This window comes from Sinosporangium siamense, assembly GCF_016863435.1.
Taxonomy (GTDB): domain Bacteria; phylum Actinomycetota; class Actinomycetes; order Streptosporangiales; family Streptosporangiaceae; genus Sinosporangium; species Sinosporangium siamense.
This window is the reverse complement of the sequence record NZ_BOOW01000053.1, coordinates 56,986-77,070: the sequence shown is the minus strand read 5'-3', so window position 1 is coordinate 77,070 and position 20,085 is coordinate 56,986. Positions and strand designations below refer to the sequence as shown.

The 20,085-nt window shown below is 65.9% G+C and carries 19 protein-coding genes and 1 pseudogene; 10 read left to right on the top strand and 10 right to left on the bottom strand.

Translation table 11 applies throughout. The annotated features are described in order from the left end of the window. The first annotated feature begins 60 nt into the window (after positions 1-60). Positions 61-969 (top strand): ArsR/SmtB family transcription factor, encoded by a 909-nt coding sequence (locus tag Ssi02_RS35455; RefSeq protein ID WP_239130306.1) that lies wholly within the window; start codon positions 61-63, stop codon positions 967-969. Positions 970-1,779: 810 nt separating this feature from the next. On the opposite strand, the gene Ssi02_RS35450 is transcribed toward Ssi02_RS35455, so the two are convergent. The 4 genes from Ssi02_RS35450 to Ssi02_RS35440 form a co-directional block, all read right to left on the bottom strand. Further along, entirely contained in the window at positions 1,780-3,183 is a 1,404-nt protein-coding gene (locus Ssi02_RS35450) for a hypothetical protein (protein ID WP_204032312.1), read from the bottom strand. Beyond that, a complete protein-coding gene (locus Ssi02_RS35445) occupies positions 3,180-3,788 on the bottom strand; it encodes a hypothetical protein (RefSeq protein WP_204032311.1) in 609 nt (202 codons plus the stop codon). The genes Ssi02_RS35450 and Ssi02_RS35445 overlap by 4 nt, the downstream gene beginning before the upstream one ends. A gap of 716 nt (positions 3,789-4,504) precedes the next feature. After that, on the bottom strand, positions 4,505-4,789 hold the full coding sequence (locus Ssi02_RS40055) for a DUF6188 family protein (RefSeq protein ID WP_373870251.1): 285 nt from the start codon (positions 4,787-4,789) through the stop codon (positions 4,505-4,507). Between the two features lie 257 nt (positions 4,790-5,046). Next, complete coding sequence (locus Ssi02_RS35440; RefSeq protein ID WP_204032309.1) at positions 5,047-5,196, bottom strand: hypothetical protein; 150 nt, start codon at positions 5,194-5,196, stop codon at positions 5,047-5,049. Between the two features lie 487 nt (positions 5,197-5,683). On the opposite strand from Ssi02_RS35440, the gene Ssi02_RS35435 reads away from it, so the two are divergent. After that, positions 5,684-6,334, top strand: a complete 651-nt coding sequence (locus Ssi02_RS35435) for an RNA polymerase sigma factor (protein WP_239130309.1) — start codon at positions 5,684-5,686, stop codon at positions 6,332-6,334. Here Ssi02_RS35435 and Ssi02_RS35430 read toward each other — a convergent pair. The 3 genes from Ssi02_RS35430 to Ssi02_RS35420 form a co-directional block, all read right to left on the bottom strand. After that, complete coding sequence (locus tag Ssi02_RS35430; RefSeq protein ID WP_239130303.1) at positions 6,252-7,145, bottom strand: haloalkane dehalogenase; 894 nt, start codon at positions 7,143-7,145, stop codon at positions 6,252-6,254. The genes Ssi02_RS35435 and Ssi02_RS35430 overlap by 83 nt on opposite strands. 306 nt (positions 7,146-7,451) lie before the next feature. After that, complete coding sequence (locus Ssi02_RS35425; RefSeq protein ID WP_239130300.1) at positions 7,452-7,655, bottom strand: hypothetical protein; 204 nt, start codon at positions 7,653-7,655, stop codon at positions 7,452-7,454. 80 nt (positions 7,656-7,735) lie between these two features. Further along, positions 7,736-9,235 (bottom strand): alpha/beta fold hydrolase, encoded by a 1,500-nt coding sequence (locus Ssi02_RS35420; RefSeq protein ID WP_204032304.1) that lies wholly within the window; start codon positions 9,233-9,235, stop codon positions 7,736-7,738. Positions 9,236-9,458: 223 nt separating this feature from the next. On the opposite strand from Ssi02_RS35420, the pseudogene Ssi02_RS35415 reads away from it, so the two are divergent. The 6 genes and pseudogenes from Ssi02_RS35415 to Ssi02_RS35390 all read left to right on the top strand — a co-directional run. Then, positions 9,459-9,836, top strand: a pseudogene (locus Ssi02_RS35415) (TOBE domain-containing protein); the annotation flags it as partial. A 41-nt stretch (positions 9,837-9,877) separates the two neighbouring features. After that, positions 9,878-10,669: a molybdate ABC transporter substrate-binding protein gene (modA, locus tag Ssi02_RS35410; RefSeq protein WP_204032300.1), complete on the top strand. Its 792-nt coding sequence runs from the start codon at positions 9,878-9,880 to the stop codon at positions 10,667-10,669. Beyond that, the gene (locus tag Ssi02_RS35405) at positions 10,669-11,502 is read left to right on the top strand and encodes an ABC transporter permease (RefSeq protein WP_204032297.1); all 834 of its coding nucleotides are present in this window, start codon (positions 10,669-10,671) and stop codon (positions 11,500-11,502) included. The genes modA and Ssi02_RS35405 overlap by 1 nt, the downstream gene beginning before the upstream one ends. Next, positions 11,499-12,530, top strand: coding sequence for an ABC transporter ATP-binding protein (locus Ssi02_RS35400; protein WP_204032289.1), 1,032 nt, complete (start codon positions 11,499-11,501; stop codon positions 12,528-12,530). Before Ssi02_RS35405 ends, Ssi02_RS35400 begins: the two co-directional genes overlap by 4 nt. A 102-nt stretch (positions 12,531-12,632) precedes the next feature. Further along, positions 12,633-12,845, top strand: a complete 213-nt coding sequence (locus Ssi02_RS35395; protein ID WP_204032286.1) for a hypothetical protein — start codon at positions 12,633-12,635, stop codon at positions 12,843-12,845. Positions 12,846-12,966: 121 nt separating this feature from the next. After that, positions 12,967-13,518, top strand: a complete 552-nt coding sequence (locus Ssi02_RS35390) for an Lrp/AsnC family transcriptional regulator (protein WP_204032284.1) — start codon at positions 12,967-12,969, stop codon at positions 13,516-13,518. Positions 13,519-13,700: 182 nt separating this feature from the next. On the opposite strand, the gene Ssi02_RS35385 is transcribed toward Ssi02_RS35390, so the two are convergent. Both Ssi02_RS35385 and Ssi02_RS35380 read right to left on the bottom strand, forming a co-directional pair. Beyond that, positions 13,701-14,309 carry a hypothetical protein gene (locus tag Ssi02_RS35385; protein ID WP_204032282.1) on the bottom strand — a complete coding sequence of 203 codons (609 nt, stop codon included), beginning with the start codon at positions 14,307-14,309 and terminating at the stop codon, positions 13,701-13,703. Between the two features lie 303 nt (positions 14,310-14,612). Continuing rightward, positions 14,613-14,975, bottom strand: coding sequence for an SAV_915 family protein (locus tag Ssi02_RS35380; RefSeq protein WP_204032279.1), 363 nt, complete (start codon positions 14,973-14,975; stop codon positions 14,613-14,615). 875 nt (positions 14,976-15,850) lie between these two features. On the opposite strand from Ssi02_RS35380, the gene Ssi02_RS35375 reads away from it, so the two are divergent. Further along, positions 15,851-17,428, top strand: coding sequence for an MFS transporter (locus Ssi02_RS35375; protein WP_204032277.1), 1,578 nt, complete (start codon positions 15,851-15,853; stop codon positions 17,426-17,428). A 69-nt stretch (positions 17,429-17,497) separates the two neighbouring features. Here Ssi02_RS35375 and Ssi02_RS35370 read toward each other — a convergent pair whose 3' ends face one another. Next, positions 17,498-17,950 carry a hypothetical protein gene (locus tag Ssi02_RS35370; protein ID WP_204032275.1) on the bottom strand — a complete coding sequence of 151 codons (453 nt, stop codon included), beginning with the start codon at positions 17,948-17,950 and terminating at the stop codon, positions 17,498-17,500. 211 nt (positions 17,951-18,161) lie between these two features. Here Ssi02_RS35370 and Ssi02_RS35365 point away from each other — a divergent pair, with 211 nt between their 5' ends. Then, positions 18,162-19,925: a helix-turn-helix domain-containing protein gene (locus tag Ssi02_RS35365; RefSeq protein WP_204032272.1), complete on the top strand. Its 1,764-nt coding sequence runs from the start codon at positions 18,162-18,164 to the stop codon at positions 19,923-19,925. Positions 19,926-20,085: the final 160 nt, after the last annotated feature.

The following is a 20,085-nucleotide window of genomic DNA, read 5'->3' as shown; positions in this document are numbered from 1 at the left end:
ATGGGCATTTGGCATGTCGGTGCAGACGCGCTCGCTCGGTGCAGATTCGCTCTGTCGCCGTTGAACGAGGTTGTGGGGGCTCTTGCCGTACTCGTCTGGCAGAGGTCCCGTCCCGGGTTGAACCGGTGGATCGCCACGCACACGCCCGCTTATCGCCGCCGCCTCGCCGGGGATCCCTTCGCCGCCCGGCTTGTGGAGGCGGCCTTTCAGCCGCACTATCTGCCCGACTTCATGACGCCGCCGCCCGCACCGGGTGAGGTCACCTTCCATGACGAGATCCGGAAGGTGCAGGAAACGCCGGCCGCGACCGCGGCCGCCGATCTCGAAGAGTGCCTCGGGCGCTCCCTTCCCAAGGCACTGCTCGTGCCCGATCTGCCGGAGCGCGTCGCCGGCCTGCTGGAATGGGTCTGGAACGAGACGGTCCAGCCCTATTGGGCGCGGCGTCGGCGTGTGCTCGAAGCCGACATCGTCGCGCGCACCCAGCAGCTCGGCACCGGCGGATGGGCCGCCGCACTCGAAGGCATCCGGCCGGGCCTGCGGTGGCTCGGCGACGGCCGCCTCCAGGTGAACGCCCACGCCAATCCCGCGAGGGAGGTGGGCGGCGCGCAGGTGCTTGTCATCCCCACCACCTCAGGTGGGTGGATCGGCTGGGACCTCCCGCACCGATACGCGATCGTCTACTCCTGCTCGGGCCTCCTCGCCACGCCGCCGGCTCCCGAACCGGCCCTGGGCAGGCTGCTCGGGCCCATCCGGGCCGAGATCCTCACGTTGCTGGAGACACCGCTCAGCACCACGCAGATCACCGCGCTGACCGGACACAGCCTGGGATCGGTGGGCGGCCACCTCAAGATCCTCCACGACGCGGGCCTGGTGTGGCGTCGCCGGTCGGGACGTTCGGTCCTTTACTGCCAGACGGCGGCGGGCAGGCAGGTGGTCGAGGCTGCGGGATCCGGCATGCCGTCCACGTGACGTACGGCACGGCCGGGTTCTGGTGGCGTGCGTGCCGATAAACAGATTTTGTCGGGCTTCCGTGGAGCCGGTGGACTGATTGCGGAGCGGAGTCAGTTACCGACTGGCCTGCGACGAGGAGCGGGCCCGCCGCTGGGAGGCCGGGAAGGTCTCATGGCCTCGCGAGCCCTATCCCTTGGCCCTCGCTAAACTCCCCCAGACGGACCCTGAGGACCTGGCCTTCTCTCCGACCAGACGAAGTCGCAACGCGGGCACCCCGCTCACAAGCGTGACCGAACCGGTCACTTCCGAACCAGGTCGGCTCCCCACCGACGCGGCCATCCAGACGCCGGCAACCTCCACCATGGACTTCACCACCAGAACAAGCGGCGAGGACGAAATGCGGCGTGGTGAATTCGTCAGCTCACCGGAGCAGCCCTGTTCGGCGCCGTGCTCGACGACCACGAGCACTCCCGAGCCCGTGTCAGCACTTCAACTGCTCGCCAGAACAACCGCCGGGCCATTAGCCAGCCATTTAACCAGGACGACAAGGGAGCAACAATGGCCACCCACGACCGGCCCGAAGCCCAGGTCAACAGATCGGGTTCGATTCCTGCCATCCGTCCCACGCATCAAGGCCCAGGTCAGGGATGGATTCCGGATCCAGGCCAGCCTCTGGCCGCGCCGCCGTTTCCAAGCAGTACGACAATCGCCACGGGGGCCGACGCCTGCCGTGGTCGGGGCCGATCGATGACAGACGGGATGGCCAAGACCGACGGTTGGCTGCGGTAACCAGTTGCCACGTAAGTGGGCTGCCAGACTAGGAGCACATCATTCCCAGAGCGGCTCCTGAACCGCTAATGGATCGCGGCCGGAAACCAGCTTCACATCCGCATCCGGAACATTTCGATAGCTTAGCTCAAGCAGAAGTCTAACTGCAGCTTGCGCGAGTTCGGTAAGTGGGAACATAGCACTAGTGTGGCCCATGGCTGTCCCTGTAGTGAAATCTGCTATTAGATTCCGTCCACTCGACATTGCAATTGCGGCGGCCTGCGCCACAGAGTCGCCACGGGCTACCAGTTGACCGAAGTCTGGACTGTCGACAACGTCAGCATCTCCGACAGCTTCGATCGAGATAGCGAAGTTAGACTGCTGGACTTTTACGTCCGTCATGCGAACGCCCAACTGTCGAACGCCGTCAACCAACGTACTAACTGACACGCCGCGTCGCGCTTCGTGCGGAGGTAAATCGTTTGACTTGGCGGCAAAGTAGGCGGTCCAACCGTCACCGCGCAGCGCTAGACAGCCCCTTTCTACTCCCCAATCCGCACGTTGTTCCTCAGAGCTTGTCGCGTTCTGCCCAAAGACTCGCGCCCCACGTGCCAACAGGCGATCCAAGTTTGCTTGGACTAGGTGGCCTAGATTCGGCCCTGACTCTGCCCCTATAGCCACTACTTGCTCAAGCCGAATGTTACGGCCGATTCTACGCCAGAATTGCACGTCATCCGTTATGAGCGTTTCAAGTACAAGAGAAAGGTCTCTACCTGTTAGAGGTCCGGCCAGAGTACGAGGGGATGGGAAATTTTCCGGACTTCCGCCCTGCCCTTCCCATACCACCTGATAAAGACGACTGAATCGATTAGCCTGCTCATCGTCTAGTATTTTCTCGGCTGCCGTAAGCGCCGACCTGATCGGCTCGGCTTCCAGGTTCTCCGCAGCGGAAAACCCTGCGATGGCCCATTCGGTCACACCTCTCGCGTCCTGTTCATCGACCAGGCCAAGACCACCACGGATAACGGCGTTCGTAAGTACCGAAGTTATTGGAGTGCGCGGAGATATGAACTCTTCAATTGCATCTGGATCCGTGATCAAGGCCCGAGCCTCCTTGGCGGCCAACACCAAGCGTTCGTGAGCACTTGAATCAAGTTCCGCCTCAAAGTCATCCAACGTGAGCATAATTGGATGACTGGGTGCAATTATTTTTAGGTCGGCCGCTAGCCATTCTGGGTTCGGATTAGTGCGCAGAAAGACCAGCCTCTCACGTTTCTCATCCGGCCAATTCAGTACCAAGTCAGGCGCGAACGTGTGGTTGAAGTACTCGGTCTTCTTGATACGAACAGAAGGATCGCCAGAGCGCAAAATATTACCAACGCTAGTTTTCAGGGAATCGATACGCTGATCCGGCGAGTCAAACTCTAATGCATGGCGTAGAGCCGCACCGAATTTGCCGTTCATTGGGACTCCTCCTCGACACCCATGAACGCCCTGAGGTGCCTGTAGTGATCGCTCGTAATTACCAGACCCTCTTGCTCATCGCAGAGCGTCAGCAACCAAAGGCGTTTAGTCAACTCATAGATGACCTGCTCGTCTATCTCACCTTTCGCCTCATCAGCGGATGTCGCTCCAAAGACTCGAAAAACGTTGTCGGTGTGTAGAAGATGCTTTTTGATGGACTCTGGAGCTCGGTGTTTATGCCAGCTCTGCGCCTGAAAAGGCGACCAGGACATCCATATCAAGTTGTCGCACCGGTCCGGCTTTTCCTGGAATGCCACGTAGCATTCAGCCACGAATTCTCGGTACTCTTTAGGGGAGTCCATTTCGTAACGGTAAGCTTTGACTTCCGCCATAAATGACTTATCGTGCAGCTCGCCGCCGCGCAACTTGCCCCCCAGGTCAAAGCTGAACTCTTGACCTCCGTGGGGCCACTTAAAATGCAGCAGGTCCCTAAACACCTTGTCGGTGTTCGCATAGATCGTCGCCACGCGAGTCGAGTAGTTCAGCCACCGCTTGGCCCGATCTATACCAATGCTGCCGGTCTGCTGTCGCAGCTCGCCTGCCACCATTTAACGGAGGATATATCAGCCAACACGGATAGCAACAGACCGAAGATCTATCTAGAGTCAGACGCTGCACGACTCTGGGCGAGCAGGGCCGCTGTTGCGTGGAGCACGTTGTACCGGTCGAGAGAGGGCCGGCGGCAGAGACAAAGGCGGTCACCGGTGGGCTGGCCTTGGCATTGGGCGCGGTAGCGCATCGAGGCGCACCACGCACGAGTGTGGTCGCTGCGGAACATGCACGGATGATCTTCATTCACTCACCAAGAAATATGTCTCGCCGCAGGTCACCGTATTACTGAACCCTCGATGGCCATCCACTTCTAATCCGATGGCCGTGATTCGGCGTAAGGCAGCTCGTACAGACCTTGCGGGATATGTGCGGGATGATCCTCGGCGAGGAGGGCCAGCAAAGATGCTTCTACGCTGGTCAGGGGCACCCTCGTCGCTCGGAACGCAGCCCTCCGCGAAACCGTCAGCACCCCGATTTTCGGAGCCAGCTTGGGAGCCAGTAGGCCGTACGACCCCCCGGATCGAGCTGGACTGATACGAACAGGCGGCCCATCCGCGACCTGCGCGGTGAACCGGTTTGAACACCCTTCGACACCGTTTGGGGACCTTCGGATTAGAAGGTCACGTCATGCCCATCAGGAGGGTGAACAAGGGGAGTTGCAGGGACTCACGGGCAAGGAAAGACCGCCCCTTACCTGGCCTGCGGCAGCTCAGAGGGTTGTGTGCCGAGATCTTCCAAACTGGCTCCTCCGATCATCGAAAAATCGAAGCCCACCACCCGGCAGATAGACGAAGCTTAAATCGTCAGGACCACAGGTGCTCCACGCCTCGAATTGGGAATCAAATTTCACGTTCAGTTGCGTCCCGGCGTCGAAGACCAACCGCAGTGCACCAGACTTGAAGGCAACCGGCGACACGATTGTCGCGCCAAATAGAGCCAGCGCCGGCCGGTGCCACCTCCTGGCGTTCAGGGGAAATCTGGACCGGCTTCGCATTGGGAGCGCTCAGTGGGCCGCTGGTGAGCGTCGCCGTGCACTCGAAGTTCACCTGGACGTCACCGTCGAGGAGCAACGTCTACTGATAACTCACCCGGACCTGAACCACCTGCATCCCCCAGTAGGGCAGAAAACAATCGGTCCTCCCGCTCAGCCAAATCTGTCGGTGTGTTTCACAACGCCGTCTGAGCGCATGACCGCCTCCCGGATCAGCGGATCAGCAGCCGCGTGATCCTTCCTCCGGAGGTTTGCCGAGATCACCATCCGAAGCGTCGCGTCACCGTGCGGAAGCACTTACGCGAGGAGCTTGACTCCTGGCCATCCTCGCCGGGGACGTTCTCCCAGCCCTTGTCACCGTTCTCTTCCATCATGGCGAGTTCGTCGTAGCGCGCGACACACGTCGCCACCGATCCAGGTACTTCTCCGCGCTCCCCGCTGCGACCTTCTCGTTCAGCTTTACCGGATCATCCCGCCGCTCGTGCCATTAGCGTGCCATTAGACAGGGTGATGAGGGGTCAACCACGGTCACTCATGACTAGCCGAATGCCCAGCTCAGTGCCTCTACGAGGCGCGTTCCACGCGCTTCCCAAGCTGACAGCGCGGGTTCGATTCCCGTCACCTGCTCCACTCCTTCGTCCAGCTTGACCAGGCGATCCCTTGATCACTGCTCAAGCTTTCAATCTTCATGGGGCCATGAGCAGACCGTATGAAAACGATCTTCTGAATTCCCTTTGGCATGCCATCTGACCAGCTGAAACTGGCTCCGCGGCAAGCATCGACAGCGGGTTGACGACGGCCCGATTCTCCTCCTCTCCCAAGTCATGCCCTGCGTGAACGCTTACGGGGGCATCGGTAAAGGAGAGCCGTGAACCCTAGGAGAGAGAGGTGACCGCGATGACACGGGCGTTGCCCGCGCAAGCCGGGGCCGTCGTGATCACCGAGCAGTCCTGGCAGGAGCTTGAGCGCTTCTCCGCCATCTTCGACCGCTACACGGAGATCCACGGCTACGCCACCCGCAGGCTGGGCACCGGCCTGGCCGACGACGTGGCCACAGAGACGTTCCTGATCGTCTTTGACAAGCGCACCCGCTACGACATCTCATGTGATGATGCCCGGCCCTGGCTGTACGGCATAGCATCCAACGTGATCGCCCGGCACCACCGTGCCGAGGCACACCAGTACCGGGCGCCGGTCAAGGCCGGCACGGAGGATCCCGCGGAGAACCACGCCGACCGGGTCACGGGGAAGGTGGACGCGGGTGCCCGCAAGCCGCGGCTCGCCCGGGCCATAGCCAAGATCGCCGACGGTGACAGAGACAGCAACCGTAGGCCCGGCTCAGGACCGGCTCCGACGGACTCCGCCCCGCCACATCTCCATGATTACCGAGGAGCGGTGATGTCCATGATCGGGTCGCTCTCCACCAGCACCAAAGCGCCCCGGAGCCTGGGCGCCACCGCCCCTTTCAGGATAGATCTCGCAGCCAGGAGGCGATCGCCGCCCCGATTTGATCGGGAGCGTCTTCTTGAACCATGTGGCCACCCGTGATCGTGATGTGTGCCTGATTCGGCCACGACCGGGCGATGGCCCGGTGTGTTTCAAACATCGTTCCTGGAACCGCCTCAATGAACAGCTTGGGAACCGAAGACTTGGCGAGCCATTCCGCATAACGCGTGATGACATCGTGAACATCGCGTGGTTCGCCCGCAACGGGAACCTCGCGCGGCCAAGTCAGCGTCGGTCTGCGCGACTCGCCCGGTTCTGTGTAGGGACGACGGTAGACGGCCATCTCCGCCTCCGACAGCCCTCGCAGCACCTGTGCAGGCAAGACGTCGTCGACGAACAAGTTCTTGTCGAGGACCATCTCCTCACCTGCAGTGGAGCGGATCGCCTGGAAGAGCGCAACCGCAGGCTCCGGCCAGTCGCTCCACGAGGGGATCGGAGCCACGAACGCCTCCATGTAGGCGATACCCCGGAGCGCGGAAGGGTGACGGTACGCCCAATCGAAACCCAGGGCCGAACCCCAGTCCTGCAGCACCATGACCACCCGCTCATGTACGCCGAGGGTCTGAAGGAACGCATCGAGATAGCGGCGATGCTCGACGAAGCGGTATGAGCCCGGCCCACTTGCCGGAAGTTTCGCGGAGTCGCCCATCCCGATCAGGTCCGGGGCGATGCAGCGTCCTTTGTCCGCCAGATGCGGGATTACATTCCGCCATATGTACGACGACGTCGGGTTGCCGTGAAGAAAGACGATCGGATCGCCTTCTCCCTCCTCGATGTATGCCATTTCAAGTCCATCGACCTCAATACGACGCTTCCGATATCGCTCTTCAGTCGAGATCACGACTTTCTTCATTTCCGCGGGTTCTTTGCCTAGGTCGGAGATTATTTCTGCGGGTCCTTGCCTAGGTCGGAGATTCTGCAGCACGACCCGGGTCTTGCCACAAGCCCCCCGGTGCGGCATAGTATGCGGCCGCTGTCAGCCTTGGCCTCACGAGGACCCGGCGACCTTCGAGGCACTGTTCCAGGCCGCGGCCGGCGACGTGCAGCCGCGAGGAGTTCCAGCGCGACATCTTCGAGCACGCCCTGGAGCCGGGCGACCGGCGCACCCAGACAGGAGTGCGACCGGCATCGCGTTCTTCACCGGATCGTCCCGGCTATTTCAGGCTGTGTGCCGGTAGGCGGTGTCGGCGTCGCCGCCCTCGTACCACGTGGACTCGTCGTGAGGCGCGATCGACAGCCCCCGATGCAGTCGTTCCACGAGGTCGGGGTTGGCGATGAAGGCGCGGCCGAAGCTGATCAGATCTGCGCCGAGCCCCAGCCGGTGATCAGGGGAAAGGCAGCGACGTCGAATCGCCCTGCGCATACACCGCAAGGTGGGTCCTTGGTCGCGGGTGGCCTACCTTCACGCCGCAGCACGACCGCTCAGCCGCCCGTCGGCCGATGTCAGGGAGAGCAAGTCCGGGTTTCGGGGAAGCGGCCGTCGACCAGGTAGGCCACGGCTGCCTGGTCGGCGCAGGGCACGCTCGCGCCGACGACCGCGGGGCCGGTGTCCTTCACCACGAGCAGGCCGGCGTTGAAGCGGCCGGCCACGGTTTCGGCCCAGGAGACGAGGTTGTGTCTGTCGTCCTCCCCCACGACGATCAAGGGCCGGGCGGCGTCTTCGGCGCGGAGGGGGCCGAGGGGCGGGGTCGTCCTGGGCCACACGCCGCAGGTGACGAACTGGCTTGCCGTACTCGGCGTCTGCGGCAGGTCACCACCGGCGTTCTGGTAGTCCTTGAGCACCTGAGGGACACTGCCGGACCACCGGAAGTCGGTGCACAGCACGCCGAGTAGCAATGCGTTGCTCGGCAAGGTGGAGATGGCGCTGCCGACATCGGCCGGCACACCTTCGTCGGCGAGTCGTTCGAGCGCCCCGGGCCGGCCGGCCTGGGCCTCGGCCACGGAGAAGCCATACCTCCCCCAGTCCTCGGGGTTGAGGGCGCTCGCCCAGGCGGCGTCGAGCAAGGTGCGGTAGAGGGGCTCCTGGCCGGGGACGGGGGGCCGTTCGACGCGGGCGACGGCGACGGACTGCCCGATGGGGTCCTGGTGGATCGCACAGTCCCTGGGATGGGCGCGGCACCACGGGGCGAATCCGGCAAGGCTCTGTCGGAGGTTGGCGGTGAGAAGGTTGGTGAGCGCGGCGGGGCCTTTAGGGGGCTGGGTGGGGGTGTGAGTCTGCAAGGTGTAATCGACGCCGCTCACTGCCGTGTCGACCGCGCCGGTGAGAAGCGCCGCGCGCACATGGCGCGGATAGTTGGCGAGGTAGGCCTGACCGATGATCGATCCGTACGAGTGCATCCAGAGGTTGATGCGCTCCTCCCCCAGTGCCCGGCGGATCTCGTCGATGTCGCGGGCGACGGACCGGCTGCCGAGCCGGCCGAGGAGGAGGCCGACCTTCTGTTCGCACTTGCGTACATAGGTGCGAGCAGCGGTCTCGACGGCGGCCACGTCGGGCACCTGACTCAGGCTGGGCAGCTTGGCGATGCCGGCCACGGCGCCGTCGATCGGCCCGCAGTCGACGCGGCTGCTGCGTCCGACGCCCCGGGGGTCGAAGCCGATGATGTCGAACCGCCGGGTGAGTTCCGTCGGCCACAGCAGGGTCGGCACGTAGACTCCCTGGGCCTCGGGGCCGCCGGGGTTGTAGAAGAGCACACCTATACGGCGTGAACGATCGGTGGCGGGGATGCGGGAGATGGCGATGTCGATGCGCGGGCCGGCCGGTTCGGACCAGTCGACCGGCACGCTCACCTCCCCGCATTCCCGCACAGGCTGCCCGGTGACGCGGCAGGGGGTCCAGCTGATGCCGTCGCCCTTCTGCCGGGGCGTCGACGTCTGCGTCCCGCATGCGAACAGGGTGAGGAGACCCGCCAGCGCGAGTGCGGCACGCCACCTCGGCGTGGCCATAGGCGACCCCCCGAAATCACACTTATGCCCCCAAGCCTGTGCCCTGCGGCTCGTCGCCCGCATCACGGCGTGCCGTACTTGACCGAAGATTGGCCACTCATCGCCCTGATCACATCAGAACGCCCGCCACTCGCACCTGCCATGGGTGCGTTCGAATCTTCATAGCATTTACCAGCTAGATCCCCTGTCTTGCCACGAATAGCCGAAGGTAGAGTGGTAACCCGTGACGACGTTTGGCATCAGCGAGGCAGCCACGCTCCTCGGCGTCAGCGCGGACACCGTCCGCCGCTGGGTCGACTCCGGCCGGCTGCCCGCGACACGCGACGAGCACGGCCACCGCAGGGTGGCCGGCGCCGACCTCGCCGCGTTCGCCAGATCGCAGGTCGGCACCGGGGAAGGCGGCATGCTGTCCTCGGCCCGCAACCGCTTCCGGGGCATCGTGACCGAGGTGATCAAGGACGCGGTGATGGCCCAGGTGGAGATCGCCGCCGGCCCGTTCCGGGTCGTCTCGCTCATGAGCCGGCAGGCGGCCGACGAACTCGGCTTGACGCCCGGTGTCCTGGCGGTCGCGGTGATCAAGTCGACCAACGTCGTCGTGGAGATACCGGCCAAAGCCGCACTGTCGGCCAGTAAGGAGTTCCCGTGCTCAGGCTCCTTTTCCGGCGAGCCGCCGCCCCCCTCACCGCCGTCGCCCTCGCCGCCGCCCTGACCGCCTGTGGCCAGTCCACGCCGACGACCGGCACCGCCGCCACGCCGGCCAAGTCCACGACGGTGACGGTGTTCGCCGCCGCGTCGCTCACCGGCACGTTCATTGAGCTCGGCAAGAGCTTTGAGGCGGATAACCCGGGCACCACCGTACGATTCAACTTTGGCTCCAGCGCCACCCTCGCCCAGCAGATCGTGCAGGGAGCACCGGCCGACGTGTTCGCGGCGGCCAGCCCCGCCACGATGAAGACCGTCACCGACGCCTCGCTGGCCTCCACGCCGGTGACCTTCGCCCGCAACAGGCTGGAGATCGCCGTGCCGCCGGGCAACCCGGCCAAGGTCGAGGGTCTCAAGAGTCTCACCGACACCAAGGTGAAGGTCGCGCTCTGCGCCGAGCAGGTGCCGTGCGGCGCGGCGGCGGTGAAGGCCCTCGACGCGGCCGGGCTCACTGTCAAACCCGTCACCCTGGAGCAGGACGTCAAGGCGACCCTCACCAAGGTCGAACTCGGCGAGGTCGACGCGGCACTCGTCTACCGCACCGACGTGCTGGCCTCGGCGGGCAAGGTGCAGGGCATCCCGTTCCCCGAAGCCGGCAAGGCCGTCAACGACTACCCGATCGCCGTCCTCTCCAAGGCCCCGAGCGGCGACGCGGCCCAGCGGTTCGTCGAGCTCGTCGTGTCCCAGCGGGGCAAGGACGTGCTGACCAAGGCCGGTTTCGAAGCACCCTGATGCGCCTCTCGCACTCCTCGGGGAACCACCGCGACGTACGGCGAAGCCGGGTCGCGGGCCGGATCCCATGGGTTCTGACCGTCCCGGCGGCAGCCGGGCTGCTGTTCCTCGTACTGCCGCTGGCCGGGTTGCTGCTGCGGGCGCCGTGGCCGACGCTGCTTCCCCGGCTGGCCGAACCGAACGTGCTCGAAGCGCTCAGGCTGTCGCTGGTCACCGCCACCATCGCCACCGCCGTGTGCATCGTGCTCGGCGTGCCCCTGGCGTGGGTGCTCGCCCGCGCCGAGTTCCCCGGCCGCCGCATCGTGCGGGCCCTGGTCACGGTGCCGCTCGTGCTGCCGCCGGTGGTCGGCGGCGTGGCGCTGCTGCTGGTGCTGGGGCGGCGCGGCGTGGTCGGCCAGTGGCTGGACTCGGCGTTCGGGATCACGCTTCCGTTCACCACGGCGGGGGTCATGGTGGCCGAGGCGTTCGTGGCCATGCCGTTCCTCGTGATCAGTGTGGAGGGGGCGCTGCGCGCCGCCGACCTGCGCTACGAGGAGGCCGCCGCCACGCTCGGCGCCTCACGCTGGACGATCTTCCGCAGGGTCACCCTGCCGTTGGTCGCCCCGGGCGTCGCGGCGGGGGCGGTGCTGTGCTGGGCGCGTGCGCTCGGCGAGTTCGGCGCGACGATCACCTTCGCCGGCAACTTCCCCGGCCAGACGCAGACCATGCCGCTCGCCGTCTATCTGGCGCTGGAGACCGACCCCGAGGCCGCGATCGTGCTCAGCCTCGTCCTGCTCGCCGTCTCCATCGCCATCCTGGCCTCTCTCCGCGACCGATGGGTGAACAGTCCATGAGCCTCAACGCCCACCTTGTCGTGGAACGCTCCGCCTTCCGGCTCGATATCACCCTTAGCGTGGCCGACGGCGAGGTAGTCGCCCTGCTCGGCCCGAACGGCGCAGGCAAGACCACCGCGCTGCGCGCCCTCGCCGGGCTCACCCCGATGACCGGCGGATCTCTCACCCTCGACGGCCGCGACCTCACCCGCGTGCCGGTCGAGAAGCGGGCCGTCGGCATGGTCTTCCAGGACTACCTGCTGTTCCCCCACCTGTCGGCGCTGGACAACGTCGCCTTCGGCCCCCGGTGCCGGGGCGCCTCCAAATCCCAGGCCCGCCGTACGGCACAAGCCCTGCTAGACCGGGTCGGCCTCACCGACCAAGCGTCCTCCCCGCCGGGCAGGCTGTCCGGCGGCCAGGCGCAGCGGGTCGCCCTCGCCCGCGCGCTCGCGGTCAAACCGAGGTTGCTTCTGCTGGACGAACCCCTCGCGGCGCTCGACGCCCACACCCGGCTCGAAGTGCGGGCCGGGCTCCGGCGGCACCTGGCGGCGTTCACCGGCGCGACCGTCCTCGTCACCCACGATCCGCTCGACGCGATGGTCCTGGCCGACCGGATCATCGTCATCGAGGGCGGGCACACCGTACAGGAGGGTGCGCCGGCCGAGGTCGCCCGGCGGCCCCGCACCGACTACGTCGCCAAACTCGTCGGGCTCAACCTCTATCGGGGTGAGGCTGAAGGGCACCGCGTCCGGGTCGGGGAGCTGGTCTTCAGCGTCACGGAGGAGATCGACGGGCCGGTGTTCGTCGCCTTTCCACCGGCGTCGGTGGCGTTGTTCCGGAGCCGGCCCGACGGGTCGCCGCGCAACCTGTGGGAGGCCCGCATCGACGGTGTCGAACGGCACGGCGACAACGTGCGCGTTCACCTCGAAGGTCCGGTTTCCGTCTCGGCCGACATCACCCAGGCCGCCCTTGCCGAACTCGACTTGCAACTTGGACAGCAAGTCTGGGCCTCGGTTAAAGCCACAGAAACCCATGCCTATCCCGCGTAGGTGGCACGATTCCTCCTTTGGCGCTTTCAGCGGTTCGAAGGGGCACGGGGGATGGAATAGACCGGACAACACGGCCGGCGCCGACGCAGGAAGTGGCCATGGGTGCTGATCGCGGTGGTGGTTGTCCTCGCCCTCAGCGCCCTGGGCCTCGACCGGCTCGTCAACGCCCGCACCTTCCAGCTCGCTGGGGAACTCGTCCATCGGGTGGAGACCGGCGAGAAGATCGTCGCACTGACCTTTGACGACGTCCCCGACGAGTACACCAAGGAGATCATCGGCCCGTCCTCGCCCCCGTCAAAGAACCGTCAGGATTGACGGTTCCCCCGTGGGGATCGCGTATCAAGCCCCGCACGCACTCCCCCCGAATCCCTACGCTCGGGGGAGAAGATCACATGTGTGTTCCATGCATGCCATGCGTGTCTGAAGGGAGAAGGCTGTGCGCGGACGGCACTCAGGCGGCCCCGCCCTCCCCCGGGATCCGGAACGTCTGGAGAGCAAGGTGAAGCAGAGCCGGGCGAACAACGCCGACACACACTTCGCCCTCGACGACATCGACCGCCGGATTCTGCACGCCCTCATGCTCGACGGACGCACCCGGAACTGCGATCTCGCCAAAGGGGTGCAACTCGGCGACAGCGCCGTGGCCGCCCGAATCCGCCGCCTCGCCGACAGCGGCGTTCTCCAGGCGATCCGCGCCCACCTCAACCCGGCGGCCCTCGGCCGCCCTGTGGAAGCCGTCGTCCGAGTACGGCTCAGGCACGATGTGACCAACGCCCGGTTCGAAGAGCAACTCCGCGAGGTCCCGGCCGTGGTCGACGCCCTCATGCTGGCCGGCGACGTCGACGCGGAGGTGCGGCTGGCCTGCCGCAACCTGGGCGACCTGGAGTACACCATCCTCCTGCTCCGCCGGGCGGGGGCCGAGCACACCCACACCGACCTCGTCACCCGGTCGGTAGGCAACCTGGGCACGGCATTGCTGACCGAGTGACCCTCCTGTCCCACGCCGATGGCGCAAGCCGTATTTTCAGGTGTTCTCCGTGGGACAACGCGTTTGGCCGGCCGCCAGCGGCCCTTCTTCGTCAGTGAGTCACTCGCACCGCCCGGTTCGCGTAGAAAGCAGACAGCGTGTCAATCGCACCGCGTGGTCTGCGCACGAACCGGAGCAGCGCGTCAGTCAGACCGCTTGGTCCGCATGCCGGGGACTCCCCCTCGGCCCGGGGGCGTGCGGCGCTCCGGTCCGGCCTTGCCCTTGCGGGGTGACTCGGGGTCGGGGCCCGGAGCCGCAGGAAGGTCGAGCGTTCTCCGTGGGGTCGGCACCTTCGCCAGGCCCTGCATACGGACGCGAGCCTCAGCCAGGTCGACGATCCCAGGGTGACGGAGAGGGTCGGAGGTGATCACGGGACCCGTGTCGCCCACCGTGCGGTTTCGCACCTCACCACCCGGCACCACCCGTAGGCCAAGGCGATGAGGGTCGTCGTTCTCCTGTGTGGGATCGACCTCGTGAAGAGGCTGCCGGAACAACGCCGACGCGGCCGCGCCCGCCGCGGCGATGCAGACCAAAGCCACGAGACGCAGAGCGTCCGAAGCGGACAACGACAACTCACCCGCCGTGTTCACCAGGAAACCCGTGGTGAACAACCAGGCGATCACACCTGTCGCCAGAGCGGCGAGGGCCGATACGCCGGTGGCCGCGAACATCCCCACGGTCAGCACCATGACAGCCGTGCGACCTGTGCTGTCCACTCCCTGGAACACCACCGAGGCAAGCGCGGTAGCCATCACGACAACTGTGAAACCCGCCGCGAGCGAAAGGCCCAGCGGCGTTCCCCTCCCTTGCGGACGGAACACTCCAGCCCTCATTCGCCTCCCCCTTTCACCTAATGACGTTTCCCTAATTCCATCGAACTGCTCGCGGCTCCCCGCGAGCCCTTTCCATGTGTTTCCCTGACGTCGCCGGGCCGGATATTTACGGCCTGTATATGCCACCGCATGAACAAACGGCGGAGGGAAATGTGTTGCGACGGCGAGCCCGCCCTCTCCCCCTTCCGAGAGGGGCAGGACGGGCGGGCACCGCAACGTCGATCAGGCGGCCGAGGACCTGTCGACACACCGCGCCGGCGCCGAAGTCCCGCCGCGGCCCAACCCCCGCCCGCTCCTCCTCGCGCTTGTTTTCCGGCGGGCGCCGGCCCCGGCTTCCGCCGTACCGGACGGGTCCACCAGGATGCCGACCGTGTCGAGCCCGCCGACCATGCCACGAAGTGCCTGCTCGCTGAGCTTCACGAACTCCTGCGAGGCCCCCAGCACCCCGGCGAGCAGCTCTCGCGAGGTGAAGCCCACCACGGTGCGTACGCCTGCGGCCGTCCGGAAATATCGCAAGGCCAGCATCCCTCCCCCGGACCGAACCGGCACCAGCAGCAGCCGTTCGCCCACTCGGTCGACTATCACGTGCACCTCCGCGTCCGCACTGCCGGATCATCCACCGGCCGAGAGAAACGCTAATCCGCACCGCACCCACCACCTATGATCGCGACGGAATCCTGACACCCCCTCCGCCCCCTCTGACACATTCTTGACGCGCGCCCCGACCGAATGGTTGAGCAACTTCACGAAATTCCCGCCCCGGCCACGCAGCCGGACCTGGACCAGGCCATTTCCACCATGTTTTCGAGGGGGATTCCAGATCCGGACGACACCACATGCGAAGCACCGAACCGTCGCGCGCGACCTCAAAACTCACGCCCGAGTACGGCACCGCCCGGCGAGCCAGCCTCCTCAAACGCTCCCTCCCCTCGGAGTTCAGGACTTCATCCAGAGGACGGCCGTCAGCGTGACCCCCTCACAGGACACGCCGCCAGAGGGGGAAGCCCGCGCGAGGCACGACCGGTAGGCCGCCGCCCGCTGGAAGGCTCCAACAGGGACACGCCTGGAGGGTCCACGGGAGGTGCCCTCCGGCTGCTTCCCACAGATCGCTGTCCCTTGGGATGTGCCAGACGCTGGACGTCCTGACAGACCACCCCGAGCCCGCCCGGCACCCGTGATCAGAATTCACGCGGTGGATTCGAGGCTGAAGACCATGGTGAGTGACAGCTCATTGGAGGGCATGAAATCCACTCAGCCGCAACCCTCCGTAAGCCATGAAATCCTTCAGCATGCAAATCCGCTGGAGGGCATAAAATTGTTCGGTCCGCAAATCCAGTAGAGGGCATATAGTCCGTTCGGCCGCAACATTCTCGACAAGAAATTCTAAGTTTGACAGCGTCTTTGAGTTTGCTTATGGTCCAGTCGTTCAGATTCCCGCCGATCGATATCCGAAGGTGTTCATGACCGCGCCTCCAACGTTGCCGAAGTTCAGGCAGCAGGCGATTCTTGCCGTTCTCATGTTGTGTTCGCTGCTGATTTGGCTGGAAAACACCGTCCTGAGTACCACGCTGGAGACCCTTGCAGACCCGGTCCGCGGACTGGGGGCCGATCCCGGCCAGCTGCAATGGGCGACCGGTTCGTACACCCTGGCCTTCGCCACATTGATGTTCACCGCAGGCGCATTGGGCGATCGGTTCGGTCACCGGACCGTGTTTTCCAGTGGGTTGGTGATCTTCGCCGGGGCCTCGCTGTGGGCGGCGTACGCAAGCGATGTGGGCCAGCTGATCGCAGCTCGAGCTGTGATGGGGGTGGGCAGCGCGCTGATCACGCCCGCCAACCTGGCCATCCTGATGTGGACCTTTACCGGCCCCGCGCGGGCTGCCGCGATCGGCATTTTCTCGACGTCGGCCGGTGTCGGAATGGCTGCCGGCCCGGTGCTGGCGGGGTTCCTGCTCGATCATTTCTGGTGGGGCTCCGTCTTTCTGATCAATGTCCCGGTCGCGGCATTGATGCTGGCCGGGCTCGCCGTGCTGGTTCCGAATTTCCGCAGCTCCACTCGGCGGCCACTGGACCCCGCCGGAATGTTGCTGTCGATCAGTGGGCTCGTGGCGTTGGCCTACGGGCTGATCCGGGCGGGGCAGGTGGCTTCGTGGAGTCATACCGACGTCTGGGCGCCGATCGTTGTCGGTCTGGTGCTGCTGGCCGTTTTCGTGCTCGTCGAACTGCGCATCAAGGTGCCCGGCTTTGATCCGCGACTGCTCGCGCAGCGCACATTCGGTGGCGGCAATGTGGCGCTCGGATTGCTGTTCTTTGCTGTGGCCGCCATCACCTTCTATAACGCGTTCTATCTGCAAGGCGCGCTCGGTTTTTCGCCGATGAAGGCGGGTTTGGCCAATATCCCGACCGCACTCGGCGCGCTCGTGGGGGCACCCCTCGCCTCGCGCCTGGTTCGCCGCCTGTCGCTGCGTCTTGTCACCGTGCCGGCGCTGACCGTGGCCGCGCTGACCATGGGCGGGTATGGGTTCCTCGGACTCCAGACTCCACTCGTCTGGATCGAGATCCTGTTGTTCATCCAGGGTCTCTCGATCGGCATGGTGATCGGCCCCGTTACGGCCGCATTGATCAGCAACCTGCCGTTGGACCAGGCCGGTGCAGGATCGGCCGTCACCAACACCGTGCGACAAACCGGCAGTGTGATCGGAATCGCAGTAGGCGGCACGATCATGTCGATCGTTTACCGGCGTGCGATCGAACCTTCGCTGGAGGATCTACCCGGTCCGGTGCAGGATCAGGCGCGAGTCTCCGCCGAACAGGCCCGCCACGTCGCCACCGCTATCGACCGGCCCACTCTTGCTCAGGCTGCCGATAATGCGTTTATCCATGCTATGCACGTCGGCGCGGGCTGGATCGCGGTCATCGCACTCCTCGGAGCAGCTGTGCTGCTGATTACGTTGCCTGCTGCCGGAAGGAAGAAGGGTCCGATGCCGGAGCCGGACCACGAAGAGGCCCGCAGCTCCGAGCCTCGATCCACCGTGTGATGGGCTGTCTGTGGATGGGGAAGTAGGCGAGCAGCGGCTGCCCTCAGCGGTAAGGCAGAGAGCTGAGCGCTAAGGCGGTGGGTCCTCCCGGGCCTCGCGACCGTGGACGGACTCGATTTCCTGGAGGCGGGTGCTGAGTTCCTCCGCCGATGCCGCGTTCACGGCGGGGGCCGCCGAGAGGGCGACCGTGGCCGGGGCGGCGCACAGGCGGTCGGTGCCGGCGATGCGGAAGATCGTCCACTTGGGGAATCGTGCTCGCAGTTCGAAGACGAGGTCGCCGTCGACGTGCCGGAACAGCAGCTTGGCCGTCTGCGCCACGGCCTCGACCGGCTGAACGTGCCAGGTGTTGCCCGGCCCCACCCAGCGGAACGAGCCTGAGCCACACCACAGCAGCAGCCCCGGCGCCACATCGAGGGTGACGGTGTCCCCGCGCCGGCGCTTCACCTTGGCCGGCGTCGTCGCGACGCCGAGTGCCGCCAGCGCCTCTCTCAGCCGTTGGACGGCCGCCTCCGGAGTCGTCACATCCCACCTCCTTGTCGAACGAGCCGCGGTCCGGACGACCGGGCTCGACTGATGTCGACTCCAGAGGATGCATGATCAGAGCTCTCCGCGAAACGCCAATGTGGCATCACTCTCCGTGCTCGGGCGATGCCACATTGGCATCGCGTCCTGTCGGTCCCGGGCCCTAACCTGATCCCCGCTTCGTCGAACACCTGACCGAGGGATCTGAGCCATGGACGACACACGCCTGTGCCCCGCCTGCGGGCAAACCCGCCCCGACCGCTTCGGCGGCGGCCCCGTCTGCGTGACATGTGAGAGGGCTGTCAGGGAGATCAACGACACGACCCCCACCTGGATGTGGGACTGCGTGGTCATGCGCGATGCCCTCGAACGTCACAACCTCGGGGGCTTCCTCGCCCTTGTGCGCAGCGCGCTCGACATGAGCCAGCTTGAGCTCGCCGAGCTGATCGGCTGGTCGCAGAGTTCCGTGGCGAGGGTCGAGAGCGGCGACCGCGACACGCTCTTCGACCTCCGGGAGCTACTGCGCCTCGCCGACCGCCTCGACATCCCGCGCGAGGCCTTGTCCCCCCTGCTGACCGGCGGCCCCCGCCACACCGACCCGCCCCAGCCACCCGGTCGAGTCCCCCGCAGACCCGGTTCCACCGGTTCACCCGGAAAGACCGCCCCACCTGACACGTCCAAACGAGACCTTCAAGGGTCCGGACCCGCGACGAGCCACCCGGCCGACCAGGCCCCGCAAAGATCCGCGCCCACCACTCCGGCCGGAGCGACCGACCCATCACACCGACCCGCACAGAACCCTGGAGAACCCGGCCCTGCCGTCCCACCCGAGAAGGCGCACCCGACGCGTCCACCCGACCGAGGTCCCCGGGGATTCGGTCCCTTCAGTCCGCCCGGGAAGACGGAGCCGCCGCATTCGGCCAGGGCGGGCCGTCCGTCACCCGTGCGGCGGGAGGTCCAGATGCCCACGATCGTGGGGCCTCTCGGTGGCGTCGCGGAGACACGTCCCCGCGACGTCCATGTGGCGCCTCTTCCCGTCGGTGCCGGCGTCGTGGTGCCCGCGCGGATCACCGCCACCCACGTGACCTACCTCCGGGCGTGTGTCGATCGGCTCTACGCGCAGGACCAGGTGATCGGGGGCGCGCTGCTCATCGGCCCCGCCCTCAGCCTCCTCGCCCGCGCGCGCCGCATGCTCGACGAGGCCGACTATTCCGAGGGGGTCGGCAGGCGACTGCTCTCGGCGGTCGGCGAGATCGGTGTCTGCGCCGGACGGCTCGCGCTCGACTCGGCCCTGCCCGACCTGGCCCGCAAACTGCACACCGATGCCTGTCTATGCGCCACCCAAGCCACCGACGACCGGCTCTTCGTGCACGCCGCGTCCGCCAACGCCGCCCGCTTCTCCACCCTCTGCGCCGAACAGCCGGCCGGAGGCCGCGAGGCACTGCGCCTGCTCGACGCCGCATATGACGCCGCCCGTCACTGGGCGACCCCTCGCGTCTACGCCATGCTGTCACTCCGCGAGTCGCAGGCCCACGCGGTCCTCGGCCAAGAAGACGATCACCGTTCTACCCTGGCCCGCGCCATACGCGAGTTCGAGCGCGGCCCACACGAGGACGACCCGCCTTGGGCAGGGTCGATGACCAGGGGAGAGATCTCAGCCGCTCAAGGGGTGGCCGCGCTCGCCCTGCACCGGCCCACCACTGCGATCGAATGTCTCAGGACCGCGGCCGACGCCCCCGACACGGGAGTCCGCGACCGCCTCCAGGCTCGCGCCCTCCTCAGCACAGCACTGCTCGCCACGGGCGACGAACACGCCGCCTTCCGGGAGGGCCTGCGCGTCTTGCCACCTCTCGGCGCCTCCGTCCTCTCCCCCCGCGTCCGCGACATCCTCCTCCCGTTGCGCCGCGCGGTCTGGTCCGCCAACCACCCCCTCGCCGCCGACTTCGCCACAGCCTTCGACCGAATCACGACGTGATGTGACTGACTCTCATCAGAACGGCCTGCACAAAAACCCCCTCTCCAAACAAGCCTCAACCCACCAATCGCCACCGACATCGTCACGCATACGCGGATTTCAGGCTGCCTATGGCCAACTTCCTCACCGGGAGAAGTTCTACTGGCAGTGGTGGGGCCGC

Excerpts from the sequence above, each read along its gene's own strand:
- Ssi02_RS35400 (WP_204032289.1), top strand. The coding sequence starts at position 11,499 with ATGAGCCTCAACGCCCACCTTGTCGTGGAACGCTCCGCCTTCCGGCTC.
- Ssi02_RS35435 (WP_239130309.1), top strand. The coding sequence starts at position 5,684 with ATGACACGGGCGTTGCCCGCGCAAGCCGGGGCCGTCGTGATCACCGAG.
- Ssi02_RS35365 (WP_204032272.1), top strand. The coding sequence starts at position 18,162 with ATGGACGACACACGCCTGTGCCCCGCCTGCGGGCAAACCCGCCCCGAC.
- Ssi02_RS35425 (WP_239130300.1), bottom strand. The coding sequence starts at position 7,655 with ATGCGCAGGGCGATTCGACGTCGCTGCCTTTCCCCTGATCACCGGCTG.
- Ssi02_RS40055 (WP_373870251.1), bottom strand. The coding sequence starts at position 4,789 with ATGCGAAGCCGGTCCAGATTTCCCCTGAACGCCAGGAGGTGGCACCGG.
- Ssi02_RS35375 (WP_204032277.1), top strand. The coding sequence starts at position 15,851 with ATGACCGCGCCTCCAACGTTGCCGAAGTTCAGGCAGCAGGCGATTCTT.
- Ssi02_RS35420 (WP_204032304.1), bottom strand. The coding sequence starts at position 9,235 with ATGGCCACGCCGAGGTGGCGTGCCGCACTCGCGCTGGCGGGTCTCCTC.
- Ssi02_RS35450 (WP_204032312.1), bottom strand. The coding sequence starts at position 3,183 with ATGAACGGCAAATTCGGTGCGGCTCTACGCCATGCATTAGAGTTTGAC.
- Ssi02_RS35405 (WP_204032297.1), top strand. The coding sequence starts at position 10,669 with ATGCGCCTCTCGCACTCCTCGGGGAACCACCGCGACGTACGGCGAAGC.
- Ssi02_RS35430 (WP_239130303.1), bottom strand. The coding sequence starts at position 7,145 with ATGAAGAAAGTCGTGATCTCGACTGAAGAGCGATATCGGAAGCGTCGT.
- Ssi02_RS35385 (WP_204032282.1), bottom strand. The coding sequence starts at position 14,309 with ATGGCTACCGCGCTTGCCTCGGTGGTGTTCCAGGGAGTGGACAGCACA.